Below are 23622 nucleotides of genomic sequence, written 5' to 3' on the forward strand. Positions count from 1 at the left end.
TCCAGGCCTCCGAGGGCCACCCGCCGCCCCCCTCGAGCGCCTGACACTTTTCCGCCTGATCCCTCGACCTTCGGGTTCGCCGGCCTTCGGAGGGTTGGCGAACCCGAAGGTCCCGCGGCGCAGCGCGCTCGCTCGGCGCACGGCTGGCACCACACCGGCGACATCGGCTACCTCGACGACGACGGCTACCTCTTCATCGTCGACCGCGCCAAGGACATGATCATCAGCGGCGGCTTCAACGTGTACTCCAGCGAGGTCGAGCAGGCGGTGCTCGCCCACCCGGACGTGCGCGACTGCGCGGTCGTCGGGCTGCCGGACGACCACTGGGGCGAGCGTGTCGTCGCCGTCGTCCAGCCCGTCGAGGGGCGCACCCCGGACCCCGACGAGGTCGTCGCGTTCGTCAAGGCCCGGATCGGCTCGCTCAAGGCGCCCAAGCAGGTCGAGGTTTGGACCGACCTGCCGCGCTCGACGGTGGGCAAGGTCCTCAAGACCGACATCAAGGCGACCCTGCGCGGGTGAGCCCCGCACGACGGCGGGGCCGCTCCCCCGCCCGGCCCGCCGAGGACGCCTGCACCCCCCGCGACGCGAGGGAGCCCGCCCGCCGCCGCACGGGCCGGCCCACCCGGGCCACCCGGGCCCGCGGGGCGGCGCGGCCCCGTCGCTCACCCTGCCGGGCGAGGTGTGCGCGGTGCCATACTGCGCCGCATGCGGGTCGGGGTGCTCGGACCGACCGAGGTGTGCGGCACCGCCGGGACGGTCGACCTCGGTCCACGGATGCACCGTGCCCTCGTCGCCGCGCTGGCACTGCACCACGGGGAGGTCGTCTCCGTCGACGCCATCGTCGACCTCCTGTGGCGCGACCGCCCGCCCCGGACCGCGGTGGGCACCCTCCAGGCCTACGTCGCCGGGGTGCGCCGGGCGCTCGCGGCCTCCGCGCCCGCCGAGCCGGTCCTCCTGACCCGGGGGGCCGGGTACGTCCTCGACCTCCCGGCCGGCGCCCTCGACGTCGAGGTCCTCACGGCTGCCGTCGCGCGCGCCTCGGCCGCCCTGGCCCCGGTCCTCGCCGACCCGGTGCGGGTCCTGGACCGCCCGCCCACCGCCGACGCCGTCGGTGCGGACGAGCTCGCGCTGTGGCGGGGCGAGCCGTACGCGGACCTCGGTGACCATCCCGATGTCGTCGCCGAGCGGGCCCGGCTCACCGAGGTGCGGACCACGGCCGAGGAGCTGCGGGCCGCCGCCCACGCCACGGGTGCGGACCCGACCGCGGCGCTCGGCGCCCTGGACCGGCTGACCCGCCTGCACCCGTTGCGCGAGCGCCTGTGGGCGCTGCGGGCGGTCGCGCTGGCCCGGGCCGGACGGCAGGCGGAGGCGCTGGCCGCCCTGCGCGAGGTGCGCGCGCGGCTCGCCGACGAGCTCGGCATCGACCCGGGCGAGCAGCTGCGCGAGGTCGAGCAGGCGGTGCTCCGGCAGCGGCTCGGGCCTGCGAGCGCTCCCCCGCCCACCCTTCCCGAGCCGAGCGCTCCCCCGCCGACCGCTCCCGAGCGGACCGGCGCCGCCGCGGCGCCTCCGGGCACCTTCGGGCCGGTCGACGCGTTCCTCGCGCTCGCCGCCGCGACCACCGGCGAGCACGATCTCGCGACCCGGCACGTCGGCGACGCCGAGGAGCTGTGCCGCGAATGGCGGATCCCGCGCGTCACGCGTTGGCTGCGTGAGGCGCGGGACCGCCACGGCTTCTGACGCCGGGCCTCGGGCGTACCGGAAGACCGCCCAGTGCCGCCGCTCTCTCCCCCGGGGGGTCAGGAGCAGGGCGACCCGGGATGCCTGCCCGCCGAGGGCGAACAGACGTCGCCAGACGTCGTCGCGCAGGCCCTGCGCGTGACCACGGGTCAGCGCGCCGGGGTGAGGGTGGGGACGGCGTCCGGCACGTCGCCGGCCGGGTCGTCCGCGGGCGGCGCGAGGGACGGGGCCGGCCGCGCCTCGGCGTCGACCCGTGGCAGCAGCCGGTCGAGCCAGGCCGGCATCCACCAGTTCCGGGCGCCGAGCAGGGCCATCGTTGCCGGGACGAGGACGAGCCGGACGACCGTCGCGTCGACGAGGACGGCCACGGCCATGCCGGCGCCCATCATCTTCAGGACGAGGTCGCCCTCGGTCGCGAAGCCGAGGAAGACGGCGACCATGATCGCGGCGGCGGCCGAGATGAGCCGGCCGGTCGCCGCGAGCCCGTGGACGACCGAGCCGTGCGCGTCGCCGGTGGCGAGCCACTCCTCGCGGACCCGGGACAGGAGGAAGACCTCGTAGTCCATCGAGAGGCCGAAGGCGACGGCGAACATGAGGATCGGGACCCAGCTGGAGATCGGCACCGTCTGGTCCAGGCCGAACAGCTCGTTGCCCCAGCCCCACTGGAAGATCGCGACGAGCGCGCCGTACGAGGCGCCGATGCTCAGGAGGTTGAGCAGGGCGGCCTTCACCGGCACGACGAGCGAGCGGAACATCATGGCGAGCAGGACCATGGAGATCGCGACGACGAAACCGATGACGAGCCAGATGCGCTCCTGGAGCAGGGCGTTGATGTCCACGAACCCGGCGGTGAACCCGGTGAGCTCGGCGCCGGCGGGCAGCACGTCCTCGCGCAGCCGGTCCACGAGGGCCGTCGTCGCCTCCTCGCCGGGGCCGGTGGTCGGCTCGGCGACGAGGACGGCGGCACGGCCGTTCGGGGAGACCGCGGGCGGTGAGACCCGGGCGATGCCGTCGGTCGTCGCCAGGTCGGCGGTGAGCGCCGGCAGGTCGGCGGCCCCGACCCGCGTGAGGTCGACGGCGACGACGAGCGGGCCGTTGGCGCCCGGTCCGAACGCCTGCTCGACGAGGTCGTAGGCCTGACGGGTCGTCGCCGTCACCGGCTGCGCCGAGGTGTCGCTCGGCCACATCCGCAGGTCGGTGACCGGTGCCGCGAGGGTGAGCAGCAGGAGGACGCCGGCGACGGCGAAGGGCAGCGGGCGGCGCCCGACGAGGTCGGCCCAGCGCGCGATGAGCGGCCGGCGGACCGGCGCGGTGGCGACCGGGTCCGCGGTCGACCGGCGCTCGCGGCGGCGCAGCACCCGCCGGCCGATCAGGGCGAGCACGGCAGGCACGAGCACCACCGAGGTGACCATGACGGCGAGGACGACGGCGGCCGTCGCGACACCGAAGGACTCGAAGGTGTGCAGCCCCGACAGGCCGAGGCCGAGGAGGGAGACCAGGACGGTGGCCCCGGCCATGAGGACGGAGCGTCCGGCGGTGGCCGTCGTGCGGGCCACGGCCTCGCGGACGCCCCACCCGGCCCGGAGGAACTCGGCCTGACGGGTGACCAGCAGCATCGCGTAGTCGATCCCGACGCCGAGCCCGACCATCGTCGCCACCGTGGGGGCGGACGTGCTGACCGTCGTCGTCGCCGCGAGGAGCGCGACACCCGCCGACCCGACCGCCAGGCCGAGGCCGGCCGCGAGGATCGGCAGTCCGGCCGCGAGGACCGAGCCGAAGGTGGCGAGCAGCAGGAGCAGCGCGACGACGACGCCGACGACCTCCCCGGTGCCGCCCGCCTCGAGGGTGGCGCTGTCGGGCACCTCGCCACCGAGGGCGACCTGCAGGCCGGTGCCGCGCGTCGGGGCCACGGCGTCGGTGAGCGGCCCGAGGTCACCCATGAGGTCGTCGTCGGTCACGGGCACGTCGTAGCGCACCTGCAGCAGTGCCGTGCGGCCGTCGTCGGACAGGCGCGGCGGGTCGACGGACCGCACGTGCGGCATGGCCGTGAGGCGGGTCGCGAGCGGGTCGAGGTCGGAGGGGGTGAGCGCCCGGTCCGCGGCGTGGACGACGACGCGGTCGACGGCACCGGTGGCCTCCGGGTAGGCGTCCCGCAGCAGGTCGGTGCCCGCCTGGGCCCGGGTGCCGGGCACGTCCCAGTCGTCGTGGGGGTCGCCGCCGAAGCCGGCGGCGAGGCCGAGCGCGGTGACGAGCAGGAGGGCCCAGGCGGCGATGGTCCGCCAGGGGTGGGCCGCGGCGTGGTCGCCGAGGCGGTGCAGCAGAGGGGTCATGACGGGTTCCTCGGTCTCGGGGTCGGCCGCCGGTGGGCGGCTCGGACCGAGACTCGCGGTGCCCGCTTGGGCCTCGCTGGTGTCCCGCTTGGATCCGGCTCGGGCGTGCCGCCGGGCGGGTCGAGGGGTCACGACGCGCTGCACCGGGCGCGCCGGGTACCGCGGGTCGTGACCCCTCGTCGAGGAGGCGCGGTCGGCCCGCCGGACCCTGCGGGCCCGCTGGGCCCCGTCGCCGGGTCAGTAGCCCGGGAAGACCTGCCGCAGCGCGTCGAGCCCCGGGGTGCCCGTGACCTCGACGTCCGCCGGGGTGTGGGCCGCGGTGAGACGTCCGGCCATGAGTCGGGCGACGGCGTCGGCGGACCCGTGGAACGTCCCCGTCGGCTCCTCGCCCGGCGCGACGAGCGCGGCGGTGTCGGTGACCGACAGGGCTCGGCCGACGGCGGGCAGGTCGACGAGGGCCGGCTCCGGCACGGCGTCGGCCCGGGCCGAGAAGCCGAGCAGGAAGGCGAGGCCGCCGGCGAACTGGTCGACGAGCAGCGCGGCCGTGTCGTCGCGGATCACCGCGTCCGGGTCGAGCGCGACCCGCACGTCCCAGGAGTGCTGGGCGGCCTCGTTGAGCCGCATGGCCGCGTAGGTGCTCACGGGCACCGGCGCCGGGAGGAAGCCCAGGTCCACCTGGAGGTCGCGGCGCTGGTCCTCGGTCAGCGCCTCGATCCGGTCCAGGAGGCCCGCGTCGGCGGCGAGGAAGCCGTCGGCCTGCTCCCGCGGCGACCGGGCGTTCCAGCGGTCCCAGACCGACTGGTTGAACCCGTCGGCCGGCGGGGAGGACCCCTCGACGGACGCGGCCAGGGTGGCGGCGGAGATCTCGGCGCCGCTGCCGAGGTGGGAGAGCACCTGGGCGACGGTCCAGTCGGTGGCGCCGGAGCCGAGCGCGAGCTCGTCGTCGGAGAGACCGCGGACGACCGCCGCGAGCTCGTCGTGGGTGGCGCGGAGGGCGTCGATGGTGGCGTCGGCCGGGGAGGTCATGGAGTCGGAACCCGATGGGGGCCGCACCTGTTCCCGCCCACGGGGGACCGCGGTCCGCGCCTCTCCGCCGACTCGCCTCGGCGGGAGCACGCGCCGATTAGGCTCGCGGCTGTGCGACTCGTCTCGGCCGTCCTGGGGTTCGTCCTCCGGAAGCTGGGGCTCCTGGCCGTCACGGTGCTGGCCATGTTCCTCGTGTACCTCCTCGTCCAGGTGCTCGCCCCACCGTTGCGCCAGGCCGTCGCGGACCGGGGCCGGCTGGACCGCGTGGCCGCGGAGCGGGCGACCCTGGAGGCCGACCTCGCGGAGCTGCGGCGGGAGGCCGAGGCCGGACGGCAGGAGACGGTCGGGCGCCTGGAGACCCAGGTCGGTGCCGAGATCGACCGGACCCGCGACGACATCACACGGACGCAGGAGACGGTCGCGGCTGCTCGCACCACGGCCCAGGACGTCTGCGGCCGTCTGGGCTGGGCCGTCGACGCGCTGTCCCCCGGGACCCCGTGCGAGGACGCGAAGAACGCTGTCCGGGCGACCGAGGAGTCGCTGGCCACGCTGGAGACGAACCTGACCCGGGCGCAGGAGGACGCGGCCGTCATCGCGGACCCCGACCTCACCACCGAGGAGAAGCTGCAGCGGCTCGGCGCCGGCGGCGACCCCGTCCTCCAGCGGGAGATCGACAACACCGAGTCGGCGCTGAACCAGAAGCGGGCCGAGGAGGACAGCCTGCTGGCGGCGCGCCGGTCCGGGGCGGGGTACGTGGTGGACCAGTGGTCCCGGTCCTGGCGGTGGCTTCTCGCGATCGGCGTGCTCGTCCTGCTCATGCCCCCGCTCCTGCGCACCGTCAGCTACTTCGTGCTCATGCCGGTGGTCCGGCGGCTGCAGCGTCCCGTCGCCCTCGCCGCCGGGACCGAGCAGGCCACGACCGACCTGCGCACCTCCCCGGCCGAGCGCACGCTCACGGTCGACCTCGACGACGGCGAGGTGCTGTCGGCCCGCTCGGAGCACGTCCGGCCGGTGCAGGGCAGGGTCCGCAGCCGCCTCCTCTACGACTGGGGCTCGCCGTTCATCAGCTTCGCCGCCGGGCTGTACGGGCTCAGCCGCGTCACCGGGGAGGACGGCGTCGTCACCTCGGCGACGCTGGCGACGCCCGACGACCCGAGCGCCTACCTCATGCGCATCGACTTCGAGGACCACCCGGGCCTGGTGATGCGGCCCCGGCACGTCGTCGGGGTCGTCGGCTCCCCGAGGCTGGAGACGAGGTGGCGCTGGGGCATCCAGGCCCTCGCGAGGTGGCAGGTGCGGTACGTGCTGTTCGCCGGCACCGGGAGCCTCGTCGTCCAGGGCATCGGCGACGTCGTGGCCACCGACCCGCGCGGGGGCTCGGTGCGGATGGAGCAGAACCTCGTCATGGGCTTCGACTCCCGCCTCGTCGTCACCGTCGACCGCACCGAGGTGTTCTGGCCCTACCTCTGGGGCCGCACCCCGCTCGTCGACGACCGGTTCGTCGGCGGTGAGCCGCTGTTCTGGCAGAAGTCGACCGACCAGGGGTCGCGCAACCCGATCGCGAGGACGTTCGACGCGCTGTTCTCGGCCGTCGGCAAGGTGCTGGGCTTCTGAGGGGCGGGCGGTCAGACGAAGGCGCTCAGCCCGGTGATGGCGCGGCCGACGATGAGGGTGTTCATCTCGCGCGTCCCCTCGTAGGAGTAGATCGCCTCGGCGTCCGCGACGAGCCTCCCGACGTGGTGCTCCAGGAGGATCCCGTTTCCGCCCAGCACCTCGCGCGCCCAGCCGACCGTCTCGCGCATCCGCACGGTCGAGAACGCCTTGCACAGCGACGCGTGCTCGTCCTCGAGCAGCCCGGCGTCCTGCAGCTGCGAGGCGCGCACGTTCATCGCCGTCGAGGCCGTGACGCTGCCGAGCATGCGCACGAGCAGGTCCTGCACCAGCTGGAAGGAGGCGATGGGCCGGCCGAACTGCTCGCGCTGCTTGGTGTAGCGCAGCGCGTGCTCGTACGCCCCGCGGGCGCAGCCGGTCGCCTGCCACGCCACGCCCATCCGCGTCACCCGCAGCACGTCGGCGGTGTCGCGGAAGCTGTCGGCGCCCTGCAGCCGGTTCGCCTCCGGCACCCGCACCCCCCGCAGGTGGACCTGCGCGTTCTGCACGACCCGCAGGGCGATCTTGTCCTGCTGGACCTCGAAGGTCATCCCCGGGGTGTCCTTCTCGACGACGAAGCCCTTGACCTCGCCGTCCGCCTCGTCGCGCGCCCAGACGACGACGAGGTCGGCGAAGGAGGCGTTGCCGATCCACTTCTTCTCCCCGTCCAGCACCCAGGAGTCGCCGTCGCGCCGCGCGCGGGTGGCGAGACCGGCCGAGATGGCGGAGCCGACATCCGGCTCGGTGAGGGCGAACGCGCCGAGCAACTCCATGCGCGCCATCGCGGGGAGCCACCGCTCGCGCTGCTCGTCGGAGCCGCACAGCTGGATCGAGCCCATGGCCAGACCGCCGTGCACCCCCATGAAGGTGGCGATCGAGGGGTCGACGCGGCCCAGCTCCATCGCCACCATGCCGTCGACGAGGGCGCCCCGCCCCGGGCAGCCCGGGCCGTCGTAGGCCAGGCCGGCGATGCCGAGGTCGGCCAGCCCGGGGACGAGCTCGTGCGGGAACTCGGCCCGCGTCCAGTGCTCGTTGATGACCGGCTCGACCTCCTGCTGCATGAAGGAGCGCACCCGCCGGAGCAGGGCGAGGTCCTCGTCGGCGAGCAGCAGCTCGAACCCCAGGAAGTCCGACCGGGGCGAGTCCTCGAGCTCGATGTCGTCCGCAGGCGTGTCGGTCTGCTCGCTCATCCCGTTCCCTTCGTCGTGGCCGGTCACCTCGCCAGCATGTCACCCGCCACGAGACGGGACCCCGCGGTCGAGGCGCGGCGCTGCGGTGGGTCGGCGTGCACGACGCGGTTGTCGGCCGACGTCGCGGAAGCAACCACGACCCCGGCCGACGACCGCGACCTCACGAGCCGGCTGGACCCTTCCCGGTGGTGGGACGAGGGCGGCGCAGCCGGGGTCGAGGACGGGGACCCTGCCGGTGGCCCCGGCAACTGCCGCGCCACGAGGCAACGACCCGGGCCGGCGCCGTTGGACAGTCGCCGGCGTCAGGTGCGGCGGGCGTCCACGGCTCGGTCGCTCAGCCGAGGTGGGCGCGCAGCCGGTCGGCGACGGCGTCCGGGGTGAGCCCGACGGCGTCGAGCACCTGGCCGCGCGAGCCGTGGTCGAGGAAGCGCTTGGGGAGCCCGAACAGGTCGACCGGGACGTCCACCTCGGCCTCGCGCAGCGCCTGGGTGACCTGGGCGCCGATGCCGCCGACGACGACGCCGTCCTCGACGACCGCGACCCGGCGGGCCGTGCGGGCCAGCCCGACGAGGGCCTCGGGGACCGGCAGCGCCCACACCGGGTCGACCACGCGCACCCGGTGCCCCTCGGCGCCGAGCTTCTCGGCGGCGGTCAGCGCGCTCGCCGCCATCGAGCCGACACCGACGAGCAGCACCTCGACCTCGCCGTCGTCCGGCTCGGCGAGCACGTCGACCCCGCCGACCTCGCGGACGGTCGAGACCGGCTCGGCGACGGTGCCCTTGGGGAAGCGGACGACCGACGGCGCGTCGTCGATCGCGACCGCCTCGCGGACGGCCCGCGCCACCTGCTGGCCGTCCCGCGGCGCCGCGAGGTGCAGGCCGGGGACGACGCCGCCGAGGGTGAGGTCCCACATGCCGTGGTGCGACGCCCCGTCCGGCCCCGTGACCCCGGAGCGGTCGAGGACGACGGTGACGCCCGCCTTGTGCAGCGCGCAGTCCATGAGCAGCTGGTCGAAGGCGCGGTTGAGGAAGGTCGCGTAGACGGCGACGACCGGGTGCAGGCCCGAGAAGGCGAGCCCTGCGGCCATCGTCAACGCGTGCTGCTCGGCGATGCCGACGTCGAAGGTGCGCTCGGGGAAGCGGTCGCAGAAGGGCTTGAGCCCGACCGGGATCATCATCGCGGCGGTGATGGCGACGAGGTCCTCGCGCTCCTCCCCCAGCTGCACCATCGTGTCGGCGAACTCGTCGGTCCAGCTGCGGCCGGCGATCTCCAGCGGCAGCCCGGTCTCGGGGTTGATGACCCCGACGGCGTGGAACTGGTCGCCCTCGTCCTCGACGGCCGGCTGGTAGCCGCGGCCCTTCTGGGTGATGACGTGGACGAGCACCGGACCGCCGAAGGAGCGGGCCTTGCGCAGCGCGGCCTCGACGGCGGGCTCGTCGTGGCCGTCGATGGGCCCGACGTACTTGAGGCCGAGGTCCTCGAACATGCCCTGCGGGGCGACGATGTCCTTGATGCCTTTCTTGACGCCGTGCAGCGTCTCGTACATCGCCCCGCCGACGTACGGGGTGCGGCTGATCGTCGACTTGCCCCAGTCGAGGAAGCGCTCGTAGCCGCGGGTGGTGCGCAGCGTCGCGAGGTGGTCGGCGAGTCCGCCGCGGGTGGGGGCGTAGGACCGCTCGTTGTCGTTGACGACGATGACGAGCGGCAGGTCCTCCTCGGCGGCGATGTTGTTGATGGCCTCCCAGGCCATGCCGCCGGTGAGGGCGCCGTCCCCGATGACCGCGACCGTGTGCCGGCCGCGCTCGCCGCGCACGACCCGCCCGGACGCGATGCCGTGCGCCCATGACAGCGACGTCGAGGCGTGCGAGTTCTCGACGACGTCGTGCTCGGACTCGGTCCGGCTCGGGTACCCGGAGAGCCCGCCCTCCTTGCGCAGCGCCGAGAAGTCACGGCGACCGGTGAGCAGCTTGTGGACGTAGGACTGGTGGCCGGTGTCGAAGACGAGCGTGTCCTGCGGGCTGTCGAAGACCCGGTGCAGGGCGATGGTCAGCTCGACGACGCCGAGGTTGGGTCCGAGGTGGCCGCCGGTGCGCGAGACCCGCTCGACGAGGAAGTCACGGACCTCCGCGGCCAGGGCCGGGACCTGGGCGGCCGGGAGGGCCTTGAGGTCGCGGGGACCGTCGATCCGTTCCAGCAGGCTCACCGCCGGTGACCTCCTTCGCGGTCTCGGGTGGGGTCCGGACGATCCTCACGAGTCTAGGCGCTCCCCCGCGGGCGACCCGAACCGCTCGGGCAACTCCCAGGAGGCTCACACCGGACCGACACATTCCGCGCGCCGGGACCTGGGCAGCGTCCGTGCCCGGTGGCAGACTGAGCGCCTTCGTCGGACAAGGGAGTTCGGATGCGACGTGTGCTGACCGCGGCCCTCACGGCCCTGGCCCTCGTGACGGCCGGTGCCGGCGCCGCCGTCGCCGGGCCGAAGCCCACCTACGAGGTGGACCGGGCCGCACTGGCCGCCACCGTCGCCGCCGTCGAGCGGGCCACCGGGCAGGACGCCACCTCCGGCGAGATCGCCGGTGCCGCCTACGTCGCGCAGGTGCCGGACAACTGGAACGGCGACCTCGTCGTCTACGCCCACGGCTACCGGGGCACCGGCACCGCGCTGACCGTCGACCCCCCGCCCGCCTACCAGGCGCTCGTCGCGCAGGGCTACGCCTGGGCGGCGTCCAGCTACCGGCGCAACGACTACGACCCCGGCGTCGGCGTGCTCGACACCAAGAACCTCACCGAGCACATGCGCTCCGTGCTCGGGCGGGAGCTCGACAGGACCTACCTCGTCGGGTTCTCCATGGGCGGCCACGTCACGGCCGCCGCGATCGAGAAGTACCCGTCGCTCTACGACGGCGCCCTGCCCGCGTGCGGGGTGCTCGGCGACGTCGAGCTGTTCGACTGGTTCACCGACTACAACCTCGGCGCGGCCGACTACGCCGGGCTCGCCGCCGCGGACGTCGACTACCCGAGCGAGACCTGGCTCGCCGACACCGTCCCGACGATCGAGGCCGGGCTCTCGAACGCCCCCGGGCCGAGCTGGGCCTTCGCCCTCAACGACCGGGGCCGGGCGTTCAAGGACTTCGTCGAGGTCGGCTCCGGCGGCGACCGGGTGACCTTCGACACCGCGTGGCGCTACTGGCACGCCCCGCAGAACGAGTCCGGGACCTTCCTCTTCGGCCTCGCCGCCGGCGACGGGACGATCGCGAACCGCACCGGGCAGGTCGGGCAGAACAGCGACACCGTGTACGGCACCGAGTACGGGCCGGCCTTCGCCGGGCTCGACGACTCCATCCTGCGGGTGCAGGCCGCCAACCGGAACCGGAAGTCCCAGGGCCTACAGCCCGCGCCGATCATCCACGGCACCCCGTCGGTCCCCGTGCTCACGCTGCACACCACCGGCGACCTCTTCGTGCCGATCGAGATGGAGCAGATCTACGCGAAGGAGGTCCGCGCCAACGGCCGCGGGGACCTGCTCGTCCAGCGGGCGGTCCGCGACGTGGGGCACTGCTCGTTCACCGGGCAGGAGATCGTCACCGCGTACACCGACCTCTTCCGCTGGGTCGAGACCGGGGTGCGGCCGGCCGGCGAGGACCTCGTCGCCGACATCTCGTCCCCGACGCTCGGCTGCGCCTTCACCCGCGGCACCGGCGGTAGCGGGCTGCGCCCGGTGCTGGAGCCGTGCCCGACCTGAACCGGTGAGCGCGTCCGCCGGGGTGTGGGGCGCGCGGGTCGGACCGCCGTTCGTCCGGCGCCTCCAGGACACCGAGCGCGCCCGCGTCCTCGCGCCGCTGCTGCTCGTCACCGGCGGGGTCACCGCGGGCCTGGTCGCCGCGGGCTGGTGGGTGCTGGCCCACGAGCCGTGGGAGGCGGGGACGACCTGGGGCGCCGTCGGCGTCCTCGGTCTGCTGTCCGGCGGGAGCGCGGTCTTCGCCGCCCAGACGGCCGCGCGCTGGTGGTGGAGCCGGCGCCGGCCGGACACGGTCGTCCTCGCACGGGCGCCGTCGGGGGCGATGGCGACGACGGTTCCCCGGTCCCGCCTCGCCCTGGTCATGCCGTGGACGAGTGCACTGTGGCTCACCGGCACCGGGGTGGTCCTCGTCGCCGGGGCGGCCTCGCGGTGGCCCGTCGCCGCCGTGGTCGTCGGGGCCCTCACGGCCGCCTCCGGGCTCCGGCTCGTGCCGCTCGTGCTCGGTCGCGCCGTCGCGGGCGGCGTCTACCTCACCCCCGACGCGCTGGAGACCCGCTGGGGTGTCGAGACGGCGACGGTCGCTTGGGAGCACGTCGTCCCGCTCACTCCCCCGCTGCCGCCGGCGCTGCTGAGGACGCCGGGGCTCCGGGTGACCCGGAGCTTCCGCGTCCAGATGCCGGTCGACGTCACCGACCGGCTGGACGAGCCGGTGGTCCAGGTACCGGCGCCGTACCTGTCGGTGGACCCGGCCGCGGTGCACGCCCTGCTGCACCTCGGGACGCACCGTCCGCGTGCCCGGGCGCGGTTCGGCACGCCGGACTCGCTGACCTGGCACGTCGTCGCGCCCGACCGCCGGGGCTGAGCCCGCTCGCTCGTCGTCGACGCTCGTGGGCCGACGCGACCAAGGCCGGCGGCGGTGTCGTCGCCGGGGCTCAGAGGCGGGGGACGAACTCCAGACCGCGCAGGGCGTCGAGCAGCAGTCCGGCGGAGCGGCGTGCCCCGACGAGCCGGACCCCCTCGCACTCGAGGTCGGCGAGCACCTGCGCCACCCCCTCGGGCCCGATGTCGTCGACGAGCGCCACCCGCACCTCCCGGTAGGAGGAGCGCATCGCCTCCAGCTGGGCGTCGAGGTGGCGCACCGCGAGCCAGGCCAGGGCGACCGGATGGCGCCGCCACGCGGGGTAGAGGCGGTAGTCCGGCGGGCAGTGGTCCAGGAGCCAGGCGACCGCCCGGTGCTCCCAGCCGCGCTCCCCCGGCGGCGGCACACCCTGCGGCCACCCGGGTGGTCCGCCGGCTCCGGTGGCCCCCGCCGACGAGCGTCGGCGGGCGGGCGCCGCCGGGGTCGCGGCACGCAGCGGCGGGTCACCCTGCGTCCCGGACTCGAACATGTGTTCGATGATACGGCCGGACCCCCACCGCGGGGACCACATCCCGGACACGGGCCGTCGCGATAACACGTCGTTATAGGTTGCATGAGTTACCGTGATTTCTCACGCGACCCAAGGACCCCACCACGATGACGACGACGACGAACCCGCCCGACCGCACGGTGCGCCCCCCGCGCCCCGGCCGGAGCAACGGCCAGTGGGCCGTCGACGGCACGGCGCCCCTCAACGCCAACGAGGAGGCCAAGCAGGCCGGCGGCGGCCTCGAGGTGCGCGAGCGGATCGAGCAGGTCTACGCCCGCGAGGGCTTCGCCTCGATCCCCGCCGACGACCTCAACGGCCGGATGCGCTGGTGGGGGCTGTACACCCAGCGCCGCCCCGGCATCGACGGCGGCCGCACCGCGACCCTCGAGCCGCACGAGCTGTCCGACGAGTACTTCATGCTCCGGGTCCGCCTCGACGGCGGGGCCCTGACCCTCGAGCAGCTGCGGGTGCTCGCCGGCATCTCCACCGACTTCGCCCGCGGCACCGCGGACATCAGCGACCGGCAGAACATCCAGTACCACTGGATCGCCATCGAGGACGTCCCCGAGATCTGGCGCCGCCTCGAGGCCGTCGGTCTGCAGACCACCGACGCGTGCGGCGACACCCCGCGCGTCGTCCTCGGCAGCCCGCTGGCCGGCATCGCCGCCGACGAGATCCTCGACCCGACCCCGGTCATCGACGAGATCACCCGCCGCTTCGTCGGCGACCCCGAGCTGCAGAACCTGCCCCGCAAGTTCAAGTCCGCCGTCACCGGCCACCCCAGCCTCGACGTCGTCCACGAGATCAACGACATCTCGCTCGTCGGCGTCGTCCACCCCGACCTCGGCCCCGGGTACGACCTGTGGGTCGGCGGCGGCCTCTCGACGGCGCCCCGGCTCGCCGAGCGTCTCGGCGCCTTCGTCCCCGAGGACCGCGCGGCCGAGGTCTGGCACGGCGTCGTGCGCATCTTCCGCGACTACGGCTACCGCCGCCTGCGGACCAAGGCCCGCCTGAAGTTCCTCCTCGCCGAGTGGGGACCGGCCGAGTTCCGCCGGGTCCTCGAGGAGGACTACCTCGGTTCCGCGCTCCCCGACGGCCCGGCCCCGGCCCGCCCGAGCGGTCCCGGCGACCACGTCGGCGTGCACGCCCAGAAGGACGGCCGGCGCTACGTCGGCGCCGCCCCGACCGTCGGCCGGATCAGCGGTGAGGTCCTCCACGGGCTCGCCGACCTCCTGGCCGCGGCCGGCAGCGACCGCCTGCGCCTCACCCCGCACCAGAAGCTCGTCGTCCTCGACGTGCCCGAGGACCGGGTCGAGGACCTCGTCACCGGGCTCGAGGGGCTCGGGCTCTCGGTCTCCCCCAGCCCGTTCCGGCGGAACACGATGGCGTGCACCGGCATCGAGTTCTGCAAGCTCGCCATCGTCGACACCAAGGCCACGGCGGCCGCGGCGGTCACCGAGCTCGAGCGGCGGCTGGCGGACGTCACCGACCGCCTGGACACCCCGATCACTCTGCACGTCAACGGCTGCCCCAACTCCTGCGCGCGCATCCAGGTCGCGGACATCGGCCTCAAGGGCCAGATCGTCACCGTCGACGGCGAGCAGCAGCCCGGCTTCCAAGTCCACCTCGGCGGCGGCCTCGCCTCCGCCGACCGCGACGAGGCCGGTCTCGGCCGGACCGTGCGCGGCCTCAAGGTCACCGCCGCCGAGCTCCCGGATTTCGTGGAGCGACTCGTGCGTCGGTTTATCGATGACCGAACATCCGGTGATACGTTCTCCGGCTGGGTCCACACCGTGAACGAGGAGGAGCTGCGATGACCGCCATCGCCACGCGCACCCGTCGGGCGCCCGAGCAGCTGCGCGCGCTCGCCGAGGAGGGCAACCGTCTCGTCGGCGACGGCACCGCCGAGGAGATCGTCGGCTGGGTCGCCGCGACCTTCCCCGACCGCGTCGCCGTCGCCAGCAGCATGGAGACCGGCGTGCTCTGCCACCTCGTCTCCCAGCAGATCCCCGGCGTCGACGTCCTCTTCCTCGACACCGGCTACCACTTCGCCGAGACCCTGGGCGCGCGTGCCGAGGCCGAGCACAGCCTCGACGTCCACGTCGTCGACGTGAGGCCGCGCCTCAGCGTCGCCGAGCAGGACGCCGCCTACGGCGAGCGGCTGCACGACCGCGACCCCGAGGCCTGCTGCCGGATGCGCAAGGTCGAGCCGCTGCGCGAGGCGCTCACCGGCTACGAGGTGTGGATGTCCGGCGTCCGGCGGGACGAGTCCCCCGACCGGGCCGGGACGCAGGCGGTCACCTTCGACGAGCGCAACGGCATCGTCAAGGTCAACCCTCTGGTCTCGTGGTCCCAGGACCAGATGACCGGGTACGGCCTGCGCCACCGGGTGCCGACCAACCTCCTGCTCTCCCCCGAGTACCCCTCGATCGGCTGTGAGCCGTGCACCGCCCCCGTCGAGCCGGGCGCCGACCCGCGCTCGGGCCGCTGGGCCGGCCGGGGCAAGACGGAGTGCGGCATCCACCGCTGACCGGCACCGGCCTCGGCCGAGGACCGCGAAGAGCGCCGCCCCCCGTCGTGGGGTGCGGCGCTCTTTCCGCGTCGTACGTCGTGCGTCGTGGTCGGCGGCCGACGGGCCTCGACACACGAGAACGTCAGCGAGACCCCGGTTCGTCACCGGGGTCTCGCTGACATTTCGGGGTGACCCCGAAATGTCCGGCGGGGTCGGATGGGTCGGGGCCGGGGCGGGGGGTCAGCCGACGAGGGAGCGCAGGACGTACTGGAGGATGCCGCCGTTGCGGTAGTAGTCGGCCTCGCCGGGGGTGTCGATCCGCAGCACCGCGTCGAACGAGGTCTCCGTGCCGTCCTCGGCGGTCGCGAGGACCGCCACCGTCCGCGGGATCCCGCCGTCGTTGAGCGCCTCGACGCCGGTGACCGAGAAGGTCTCCGTGCCGTCCAGGCCGAGCGACTCGGCCGACTCGCCGTCGGGGAACTGCAGGGGCAGGACACCCATGCCGATGAGGTTGCTGCGGTGGATGCGCTCGTAGGACTGCGCGATGACCGCGCGGACGCCGAGCAGCGCGGTGCCCTTGGCCGCCCAGTCACGTGAGGACCCGGAGCCGTACTCCGTGCCGGCGAGGACGACGAGCGGCGTGCCGGCCTCGGCGTACGCGACGGACGCGTCGTAGATGCTCGACTGCTCGCCCCCGGCGGCGAAGTTGCGGGTGAAGCCGCCCTCGACGCCGTCGAGGAGGAGGTTCTTCAGCCGGATGTTCGCGAACGTGCCACGGATCATCACCTCGTGGTTGCCGCGGCGCGAGCCGTAGGAGTTGAAGTCCTTGCGCTCCACCCCGTGCTCGGCCAGGTAGGTGCCGGCCGGGCTGTCACCCTTGATCGAGCCCGCCGGGCTGATGTGGTCGGTGGTCACCGAGTCGCCGAGGAGCGCGAGCACCCGGGCGCCGGAGATGTCCGACACGGGCTCGGGCTCGCTGCCCATGCCCTCGAAGTACGGGGGCTTGCGGACGTAGGTGGAGTCGTCCTCCCACGCGAAGGTGTCGCCCTCGGGGGTGTCGAGGGAGCGCCAGCGCTCGTCGCCGGCGAAGACGTCGGCGTAGTCCTCGGTGAACATCTTCGTGCTGATGCTCTCGGCGATGGTCCGCTCGACGTCGTCCGGGCTCGGCCAGATGTCCTTGAGGAAGACCTCGGTGCCGTCCTCGGAGGTGCCGAGCGGCTCGCTGTCGAAGTCGAAGTCCATCGTCCCGGCCAGCGCGTAGGCGATGACGAGCGGCGGCGAGGCGAGGTAGTTCATCTTCACGTCCGGGTTGATCCGGCCCTCGAAGTTGCGGTTGCCGGAGAGGACGGACACGACGGCGAGGTCGTTGTCCTGGATCGCCTGGCTGATCTCGTCCTGCAGCGGGCCGGAGTTGCCGATGCACGTCGTGCAGCCGTAGCCGACGAGGTGGAAGCCCAGCTTCTCGAGGTAGGGCCACATGCCGGCCTTCTCGTAGTAGCCGGTGACGACCTTCGAGCCCGGCGCCATCGACGTCTTCACCCAGGGGGCGACGGACAGGCCCTTCTCGACCGCGTTCTTGGCGAGCATGGCCGCGGCCATCATCACCGACGGGTTCGAGGTGTTCGTGCACGAGGTGATCGAGGCGATCGACACGATGCCGTGGTCGATCTCGAAGGACGCGCCGTCCGCGGTCGTCACCGCGACCTTCTTCGACGGGCGGCCGTTGCCGTCGCCGGTGCTCGCCGGCTCGCTGCCGCCGTCCATCCCCTCGGCCAGGCCCTGCGGGCTGGGGTCGGAGGCGGGGAAGTCGGACGCGATGCCGTCGCTGCCCTCCTCGTGGCCGACGTAGGTGGGCAGGACCTCGCGGAAGGCCTGCTTGGCGCCGGTGAGGACGATCCGGTCCTGCGGCCGCTTCGGGCCGGCGATGGACGGGACGACCGTCGACAGGTCGAGCTCGAGGTACTCGCTGTAGCGCGCCTCCGGCTGGTCCGGGCCGGCGGTCAGCCACATGCCCTGCTCCTTGGCGTAGGCCTCGACGAGCGCGACCTGCTGCTCGGACCGGCCGGTGAGGCGCAGGTAGTCGAGGGTGACCTCGTCGATGGGGAAGATCGCGCAGGTCGAGCCGAACTCGGGGCTCATGTTGCCGATCGTCGCGCGGTTGGCCAGCGGGACGGCCGAGACGCCCTCGCCGTAGAACTCGACGAACTTGCCGACGGCGCCGTGCTCGCGCAGCATCTCGGTGATCGTGAGGACGACGTCGGTCGCCGTCGCGCCGTCCGGGATGGACCCCGACAGCTTGAAGCCGACGACCCGCGGGATGAGCATCGAGACCGGCTGGCCGAGCATCGCGGCCTCGGCCTCGATGCCGCCGACGCCCCAGCCGAGGACGCCGAGGCCGTTGACCATCGTCGTGTGGCTGTCGGTGCCGACGCAGGTGTCGGGGTAGGCGACGCCGTCGCGGACCATGACGGTGCGGGCCAGGTGCTCGATGTTGACCTGGTGGACGATGCCGGTGCCGGGCGGGACGACCTTGAAGTCGTCGAAGGCCGTCTGGCCCCAGCGCAGGAACTTGTAGCGCTCGCCGTTGCGCTCGTACTCGATCTCGACGTTGCGCTCGAAGGCGTCGGACCGGCCGAAGACGTCGATCTGGACGGAGTGGTCGATGACGAGCTCGGCGGGCGCGAGGGGGTTGATCTTCGTCGGGTCGCCGCCGAGGTCGGCCATGGCCTCGCGCATCGTCGCGAGGTCGACGACGCACGGGACGCCGGTGAAGTCCTGCATGAGGACCCGGGCCGGGGTGAACTGGATCTCGGTCTCGGGGTCGGCGTTCTCGTCCCAGCCGCCGAGGGCCCGGATGTGGTCGGCGGTGATGTTCGCGCCGTCCTCGGTCCGCAGGAGGTTCTCGAGGAGCACCTTGAGGCTGTACGGGAGGGTCTCGCTGCCCTCGACCGCGCGGAGGCGGTAGATCTCGTAGGACTGCTCCCCCACCTCGAGCGTTCCGTGGGCGTCGAAGCTGTTCGTGCTGGCCACCGGGTCTCCTTCTGTCCTCGTTGCGTCGTCGCGACGATGTCCGGGATTTATCTTGATGTCAAGATACCTTACCCGCACCGGTCCGTCCCGTCGAGCCTATGCCCGCCCCCGCGGCGTCGCGAGGGCCTGCGGCCTGGTGCCGGGATCAGGACGCGGGGAGCGGGGCGATGCCGTCGAGGATGCCCCGGGTCCGGGCCCAGGCCTGGGACCCGGTGTCGATCTGCCGCAGGTGGCCGCCGGGCACGAGGACGAGCTCGGCGGTGCCGCCGGCGGCGCGGGCGGCGTCGACGTAGGAGCGGGACTGCGCCACCGGCACGGTGTCGTCGATCTCGCCGTGGACGCACCAGACGGGGACCTCGAGGGGCACCTGGGCCGCCGGGTCGGCGAGGGCGTAGGCGCCCGGGACCTCGTCCGGCCCGCCGCCGAGGAAGCCCCGGACGGCGCCGCCCCCGAGGTCGGCGTCCGCCGCGGCCCGCAGGTCGAGCACCCCGGCCTGGCTGACGACGTGGGTCACCGCGACCGTCGCGCGCGCCCAGCGGGTGAGCCGGGTGCGCCCGGCCGCCCAGGCGGCGAGCTGGCCGCCGGCGGAGTGCCCGAGGGCGACGACCGTGCCGGTGTCGACGTCGGCGCCGGCCAGCAGGTCGAGTGCGGCCGAGACGTCGTCGAGCGTCTCCGGCACCCCGCCGCCGTTCCCGACCCGGCGGTACTCGACGTCGAGGACGGTCCAGCCGCGGGCGACGAGGTCGGTGGCGAGCGGCCGGCCGAGCTCGACGCCGTACTGAGCGAGCCAGAAGCCGCCGTGCAGGACGACGACGACGCCGCGCGAGGGTCCCTCGGGCCGGCTCAGCTCGGCGAACTGGGGGTCGGCGTCGCCGTAGGTCAGCGTCCGCGTCCCCGGCGGCGGGGGCACGGGGTCGGAGCAGCCGGCCAGCACCGCCGAGGCCCCGGCGGCCAGGCCGAGGAGCGAGCGCCGGCCGACGCGGGGCGTCATCGCGGGGTCGTCCGGTCGAGCGGGCGCATCGCGAGCGTCGGCCCGACCAGACGCGCGAGGTCGAGGCGCAGGACGTCCTCGTCGTCGACGTCGGCGCGCCACCACCGGCGCGTCCCGCGGTCGACGGCCGGCCGGAGGCTCACGGTGCGTCCGGGACGAAGTGGGCGACGCACTCGACGTGGTGGGTCATCGGGAAGGCGTCGAACGCGCGCAGCGAGTCCAGCCGGTAGCCGGCGGCGAGGAGGGCGGCGGTGTCGCGGGCCAGCGCCGCGGGGTCGCAGGCGACGTGAGCGACCGCGCGGGGGCCGAGCGCGGCGACGGCGCGGACGACCCCCTCGCCGGCGCCGGTGCGGGGCGGGTCGAGGACGACGACGTCGGCGGAGGTCGGCAGCAGGGGCGAGCGGGTGGGGCGGCGGGGGCGTCCCCCGCGGCGGGGGCCGCGGGTGGGGCGGGGCACCCCGAAGGCCTCGTCGACCCGGGCCCGCACCGGCAGCACCCACGACAGGGCGGCGAGCCCCGTGCGCGCCCGCTCGACGGCGTCGCCGTCGGACTCGACCGCGACCACCTGCCCGTCGGGGCCCACGGCCTCGCCGAGCGCCGCGGCGAACAGCCCCACGCCGGAGTACAGGTCGAGCGCCCGCTCCCCCGGGTGCACCGCGAGCGGCCCCATGACGGCGGCCAGGAACGTCGCCGGGGCGCCCGGGTGGACCTGCCAGAACCCTCGGGCCGACACGGCGAACTCCCGGCGGAAGGACCGGGTCTCCCCGGCGCCGGTCGCCCAGGAGGCCTCGACGCGCTCGTGGACGTCGGGGACGGGGTCGTCGGGGACGGCGACCGCGACGGGCTCCCCGGCCGAGGGGGCGACGGCGTCGACGGCCTCGGTCGTGAACCACGACCGTCCCGGGACGTCGAGCCCGCGGACCCCCGGCGCGGCGATGCGGCAGTGGTCGACGAGCACGAGGTCGTGCGAGCGGTGTCGGCGCAGCCCGGCCCGCCCCTCGTGGTCGACGGCGTACTCGACGCGGCTGCGCCAGCCCAGGCCGTCGTCCGCGCCGGGCACCGACTCGACGACGACGTCGAGGTCGAGGCCGGCGAGCCGGGACAGCTGCTCGCGGACGACGTCGGCCTTGAGGGTCCGCTGGCGGCCGAGGGCGACGTGCTGGAGGTCGCAGCCGCCGCACAGCCCCGGGCCCGCCCACGGGCAGGGCGGCGTCACCCGGTCCGGCGAGGCCTCCCGCACCGCGACCGCGTCGGCCCGCAGGAACCGGCCCTTCGGCCCGCGCTCGGTGACCCGGGCCGTCACCCGCTCCCCGGGCAGCGCGTGCCGGACGAAGAGCACCTGTCCCTCGTGGCGCGCCACGCAGTGCCCGCCGTGGGCGACGGCGCCGACCTCGACCTCGACCTCGTCGCCGACGGCGAGGCCCGGGCCGCCCTCGCTCATCCGCGCCGGACGTCGCCGACGACCGGGCCCTCGAAGCGGTCCTCGGCCCCCTCGGCCGACACGAGCTGCCACGGCACGGACGCGACCATGACCCCGGGCGTGAAGAGCAGCCGCGTGCGCAGCCGCAGCGCGCTCTGGTTGTGCAGCACCTGCTCCCACCAGTGGCCGACGACGTACTGCGGGATGTAGACGACGACGAGGTCGCGCGGGTTGTCGCTGCGGATCGAGCGGACGTAGTCGAGCACCGGGCGGGTGATCTCGCGGTACGGGCTGTCCAGCGCCTTGAGCGGCACGGGGATGTCGCGGCGGGCCCACTCGTCCTGCAGGGCCTTGGTCTCGTCGGTGTCGACGGCGACGGTGACGGCCTCGAGGACCGACGGGCGGGTGGCGCGCGCGTAGGCCAGGGCCCGCAGCGTCGGCTTGTGGATCTTCGCGACGAGGACCATGGCGTGCACCCGCGAGGGCAGCATCGAGGCCTTGGTGTCGCGCTCCTCGACGCTCAGCTCGTCGCGGACGTGGTCGTAGTGCTTGCGCACGCCGAGCATGAGGAAGAACAGGACGGCCATCGCCGCGATGGCGTAGCCGGCGCCGTGGACGAACTTCGTCGCGAGGACGACGAGCAGGACCAGGCCGGACATCGCGGCGCCGACCCCGTTGATGACCCGGCTGCGGAGCATCCGGCGGCGGGCCGCCGCGTCCTTCTCGACCCGCAGGTGCCGGTTCCAGTGCCGGACCATGCCGACCTGCGACACGGTGAACGAGACGAACACCCCGACGATGTACAGCTGGATGAGGCGGGTGACGTCGGCGTCGAAGACGACGACGAGGAAGGCGGCGCCGCCGGCGAGGATGAGGATGCCGTTGGAGAAGGCGAGCCGGTCGCCGCGGGTGTGCAGCTGGCGCGGGAGGAAGCCGTCGCGGGCGAGGATCGAGCCGAGCACCGGGAAGCCGTTGAAGGCGGTGTTCGCGGCGAGGACGAGGATGAGCCCGGTGACGACGGAGACGACGACGACGCCGACCGGGAAGTTCGAGAAGACCGCCTTGGACACCTGCCCCATCACGGTGTCCTGGATGTAGTCATCGCCCACCGGCACGCCGTCGCGCAGCAGCTGGTTGGCCTCGTCGTCGGCGTACTTGACCCCGGTCCAGGACGCCAGCGCGACCATGGACATGAGCATCGTCACCGAGATCGTGCCCATGAGGAGCAGGGTCGTCGCGGCGTTGCGGCTCTTCGGCTTCTTGAAGGCCGGGACGCCGTTGGAGATGGCCTCGACCCCGGTGAGCGCGGCACAACCCGAGGAGAACGCGCGCAGGAGGAGGAAGGCCATGGCCAGCGAGCCGAGGCCCTCGAACCCGCTCTCGGGCCGCAGCACGAGGCCGGCGCTCTCGGCGGGCGGCAGGTCCCCGGTGGCCTTGCGGTAGAAGCCGAACAGCGCCATCCCGAGCACGGCCGCCATGAACAGGTACGTCGGCACCGCGAACGCCGTCCCGGACTCGCGGACGCCCCGTAGGTTCATCGCGGTGAGCGCGACGATGATGAGGACGGCGACGAGCGCCTCGTGGCCGCGGATGACGGTGAAGGCCGACGCCGCGTTCTGCACGCCGGACGAGACCGACACGGCGACGGTGAGGACGTAGTCGACGAGCAGCGCGCTGGCGACGGTGAGCCCGGCCCGCGGCCCGAGGTTGACGCTCGCGACCTCGTAGTCGCCGCCGCCGCTGGGGTAGGCGTGCACGTTCTGGCGGTAGCTCGTGATGACGACCGCCATGACGACGACGACGACGAGCGCGATCTTCCAGGACTGGGTGAGGGCGAGGGTGCCGCCGGCCAGGCCGAGGGTCAGGAGGATCTCGTCGGGCGCGTAGGCGACCGAGGACAGCGCGTCGCTGGCGAAGACCGGCAGCGCGAGCTTCTTGGGCAGGAGGGTCTCCCCCAGCCGGTCGCTGCGCATCGCCCGGCCCACGAGGACACGCTTGACGACACGACCCGGGGTGGACACGGGGACAACTGTAGGCACGCGCGACCCCGCGGGTGCGGCGGTCCCGGACAGCGGTCCCCGCACGCGGACGCCGTAGTAGCGTCGGCGCCGTGCACTTCGTCATCATGGGCTGCGGCCGGGTCGGCGCCTCACTGGCCCGGGCCATCGAGCGCGCGGGCCACGAGGTCGCCGTCATCGACCAGGACGAGAGCGCCTTCCGCCGTCTCGGCACCTCGTTCGAGGGCCGCACCGTCACCGGGGTGGGCTTCGACCGCGACTGCCTGCGGGCCGCCGGCATCGAGGGCGCCTACGCCTTCGCCGCCGTCTCCAGCGGCGACAACTCCAACATCCTCGCCGCCCGCGTCGCCCGCGAGAAGTACGGCGTCGAGCACGTCGTCGCCCGAATCTACGACCCCGGCCGCGCCGAGATCTACCAGCGCCTCGGCATCCCCACCGTCGCGACGGTGAAGTGGACGAGCGACCAGATGCTGCGCCGCCTGCTCCCCCAGGGCCACGTGCCCGAGCACACCGACCCCTCGGGGCGCGTCGTCATCGCCGAGATGCCGGTCTCGGCGGGCTGGATCGGGC

18 protein-coding genes are annotated in these 23622 nt (G+C 74.2%); 8 read left to right on the forward strand and 10 right to left on the reverse strand.

Annotated elements, in window-relative coordinates; translation table 11 throughout:
* Positions 1–519 (forward strand): AMP-binding enzyme (locus EPD83_RS16290; RefSeq protein WP_165566866.1); only part of this gene is annotated, 519 nt, incomplete at its 5' end.
* A 186-nt stretch (positions 520–705) separates the two neighbouring features.
* The gene (locus tag EPD83_RS16295; RefSeq protein ID WP_128367586.1) at positions 706–1737 is read left to right on the forward strand and encodes an AfsR/SARP family transcriptional regulator; all 1032 of its coding nucleotides are present in this window, start codon (positions 706–708) and stop codon (positions 1735–1737) included.
* A 149-nt stretch (positions 1738–1886) separates the two neighbouring features.
* Here EPD83_RS16295 and EPD83_RS16300 read toward each other — a convergent pair whose 3' ends face one another.
* Positions 1887–4067: an MMPL family transporter gene (locus tag EPD83_RS16300; protein WP_128367585.1), complete on the reverse strand. Its 2181-nt coding sequence runs from the start codon at positions 4065–4067 to the stop codon at positions 1887–1889.
* A gap of 237 nt (positions 4068–4304) precedes the next feature.
* Positions 4305–5093 carry a maleylpyruvate isomerase family mycothiol-dependent enzyme gene (locus tag EPD83_RS16305; RefSeq protein ID WP_165566867.1) on the reverse strand — a complete coding sequence of 263 codons (789 nt, stop codon included), beginning with the start codon at positions 5091–5093 and terminating at the stop codon, positions 4305–4307.
* A gap of 111 nt (positions 5094–5204) precedes the next feature.
* Between EPD83_RS16305 and EPD83_RS16310 the strand changes: the two genes are divergently transcribed.
* On the forward strand, positions 5205–6707 hold the full coding sequence (locus EPD83_RS16310; protein WP_165566868.1) for a hypothetical protein: 1503 nt from the start codon (positions 5205–5207) through the stop codon (positions 6705–6707).
* A gap of 11 nt (positions 6708–6718) precedes the next feature.
* On the opposite strand, the gene EPD83_RS16315 is transcribed toward EPD83_RS16310, so the two are convergent.
* Positions 6719–7933 (reverse strand): acyl-CoA dehydrogenase family protein, encoded by a 1215-nt coding sequence (locus tag EPD83_RS16315; protein ID WP_128367373.1) that lies wholly within the window; start codon positions 7931–7933, stop codon positions 6719–6721.
* Between the two features lie 334 nt (positions 7934–8267).
* A complete protein-coding gene (dxs, locus tag EPD83_RS16320) occupies positions 8268–10136 on the reverse strand; it encodes a 1-deoxy-D-xylulose-5-phosphate synthase (RefSeq protein ID WP_128367372.1) in 1869 nt (622 codons plus the stop codon).
* A 198-nt stretch (positions 10137–10334) separates the two neighbouring features.
* On the opposite strand from dxs, the gene EPD83_RS16325 reads away from it, so the two are divergent.
* The gene (locus tag EPD83_RS16325; RefSeq protein WP_165566869.1) at positions 10335–11675 is read left to right on the forward strand and encodes an alpha/beta hydrolase family protein; all 1341 of its coding nucleotides are present in this window, start codon (positions 10335–10337) and stop codon (positions 11673–11675) included.
* Positions 11676–11679: 4 nt separating this feature from the next.
* Positions 11680–12534 carry a hypothetical protein gene (locus EPD83_RS16330; RefSeq protein ID WP_128365775.1) on the forward strand — a complete coding sequence of 285 codons (855 nt, stop codon included), beginning with the start codon at positions 11680–11682 and terminating at the stop codon, positions 12532–12534.
* Positions 12535–12604: 70 nt separating this feature from the next.
* Here EPD83_RS16330 and EPD83_RS16335 read toward each other — a convergent pair whose 3' ends face one another.
* Positions 12605–13060: a hypothetical protein gene (locus tag EPD83_RS16335; protein WP_235950674.1), complete on the reverse strand. Its 456-nt coding sequence runs from the start codon at positions 13058–13060 to the stop codon at positions 12605–12607.
* 128 nt (positions 13061–13188) lie between these two features.
* On the opposite strand from EPD83_RS16335, the gene EPD83_RS16340 reads away from it, so the two are divergent.
* Both EPD83_RS16340 and EPD83_RS16345 read left to right on the forward strand, forming a co-directional pair.
* Complete coding sequence (locus EPD83_RS16340) at positions 13189–14898, forward strand: nitrite/sulfite reductase (protein WP_165566870.1); 1710 nt, start codon at positions 13189–13191, stop codon at positions 14896–14898.
* Positions 14895–15611, forward strand: a complete 717-nt coding sequence (locus tag EPD83_RS16345) for a phosphoadenylyl-sulfate reductase (protein ID WP_128365773.1) — start codon at positions 14895–14897, stop codon at positions 15609–15611. Before EPD83_RS16340 ends, EPD83_RS16345 begins: the two co-directional genes overlap by 4 nt.
* A gap of 222 nt (positions 15612–15833) precedes the next feature.
* Here EPD83_RS16345 and acnA read toward each other — a convergent pair whose 3' ends face one another.
* The 5 genes from acnA to EPD83_RS16370 all read right to left on the reverse strand — a co-directional run bounded on the left by acnA (position 15834) and on the right by EPD83_RS16370 (position 23055).
* The gene (gene acnA / locus EPD83_RS16350; RefSeq protein WP_128365772.1) at positions 15834–18623 is read right to left on the reverse strand and encodes an aconitate hydratase AcnA; all 2790 of its coding nucleotides are present in this window, start codon (positions 18621–18623) and stop codon (positions 15834–15836) included.
* A 145-nt stretch (positions 18624–18768) separates the two neighbouring features.
* The gene (locus tag EPD83_RS16355; protein ID WP_128365771.1) at positions 18769–19614 is read right to left on the reverse strand and encodes an alpha/beta hydrolase family protein; all 846 of its coding nucleotides are present in this window, start codon (positions 19612–19614) and stop codon (positions 18769–18771) included.
* Positions 19611–19757, reverse strand: coding sequence for a hypothetical protein (locus EPD83_RS16360; protein WP_164896170.1), 147 nt, complete (start codon positions 19755–19757; stop codon positions 19611–19613). Before EPD83_RS16360 ends, EPD83_RS16355 begins: the two co-directional genes overlap by 4 nt.
* Positions 19754–21055 carry a class I SAM-dependent RNA methyltransferase gene (locus EPD83_RS16365; RefSeq protein WP_128365770.1) on the reverse strand — a complete coding sequence of 434 codons (1302 nt, stop codon included), beginning with the start codon at positions 21053–21055 and terminating at the stop codon, positions 19754–19756. The genes EPD83_RS16360 and EPD83_RS16365 overlap by 4 nt, the downstream gene beginning before the upstream one ends.
* Entirely contained in the window at positions 21052–23055 is a 2004-nt protein-coding gene (locus tag EPD83_RS16370; protein ID WP_407676032.1) for an APC family permease, read from the reverse strand. Before EPD83_RS16370 ends, EPD83_RS16365 begins: the two co-directional genes overlap by 4 nt.
* Positions 23056–23144: 89 nt before the next feature.
* On the opposite strand from EPD83_RS16370, the gene EPD83_RS16375 reads away from it, so the two are divergent.
* Positions 23145–23622: potassium channel family protein (locus EPD83_RS16375; protein WP_165566871.1), on the forward strand; the 478-nt coding region annotated here is incomplete at its 3' end.

The organism is Phycicoccus flavus (genome assembly GCF_004025965.2).
Lineage (GTDB): Bacteria > Actinomycetota > Actinomycetes > Actinomycetales > Dermatophilaceae > Phycicoccus > Phycicoccus flavus.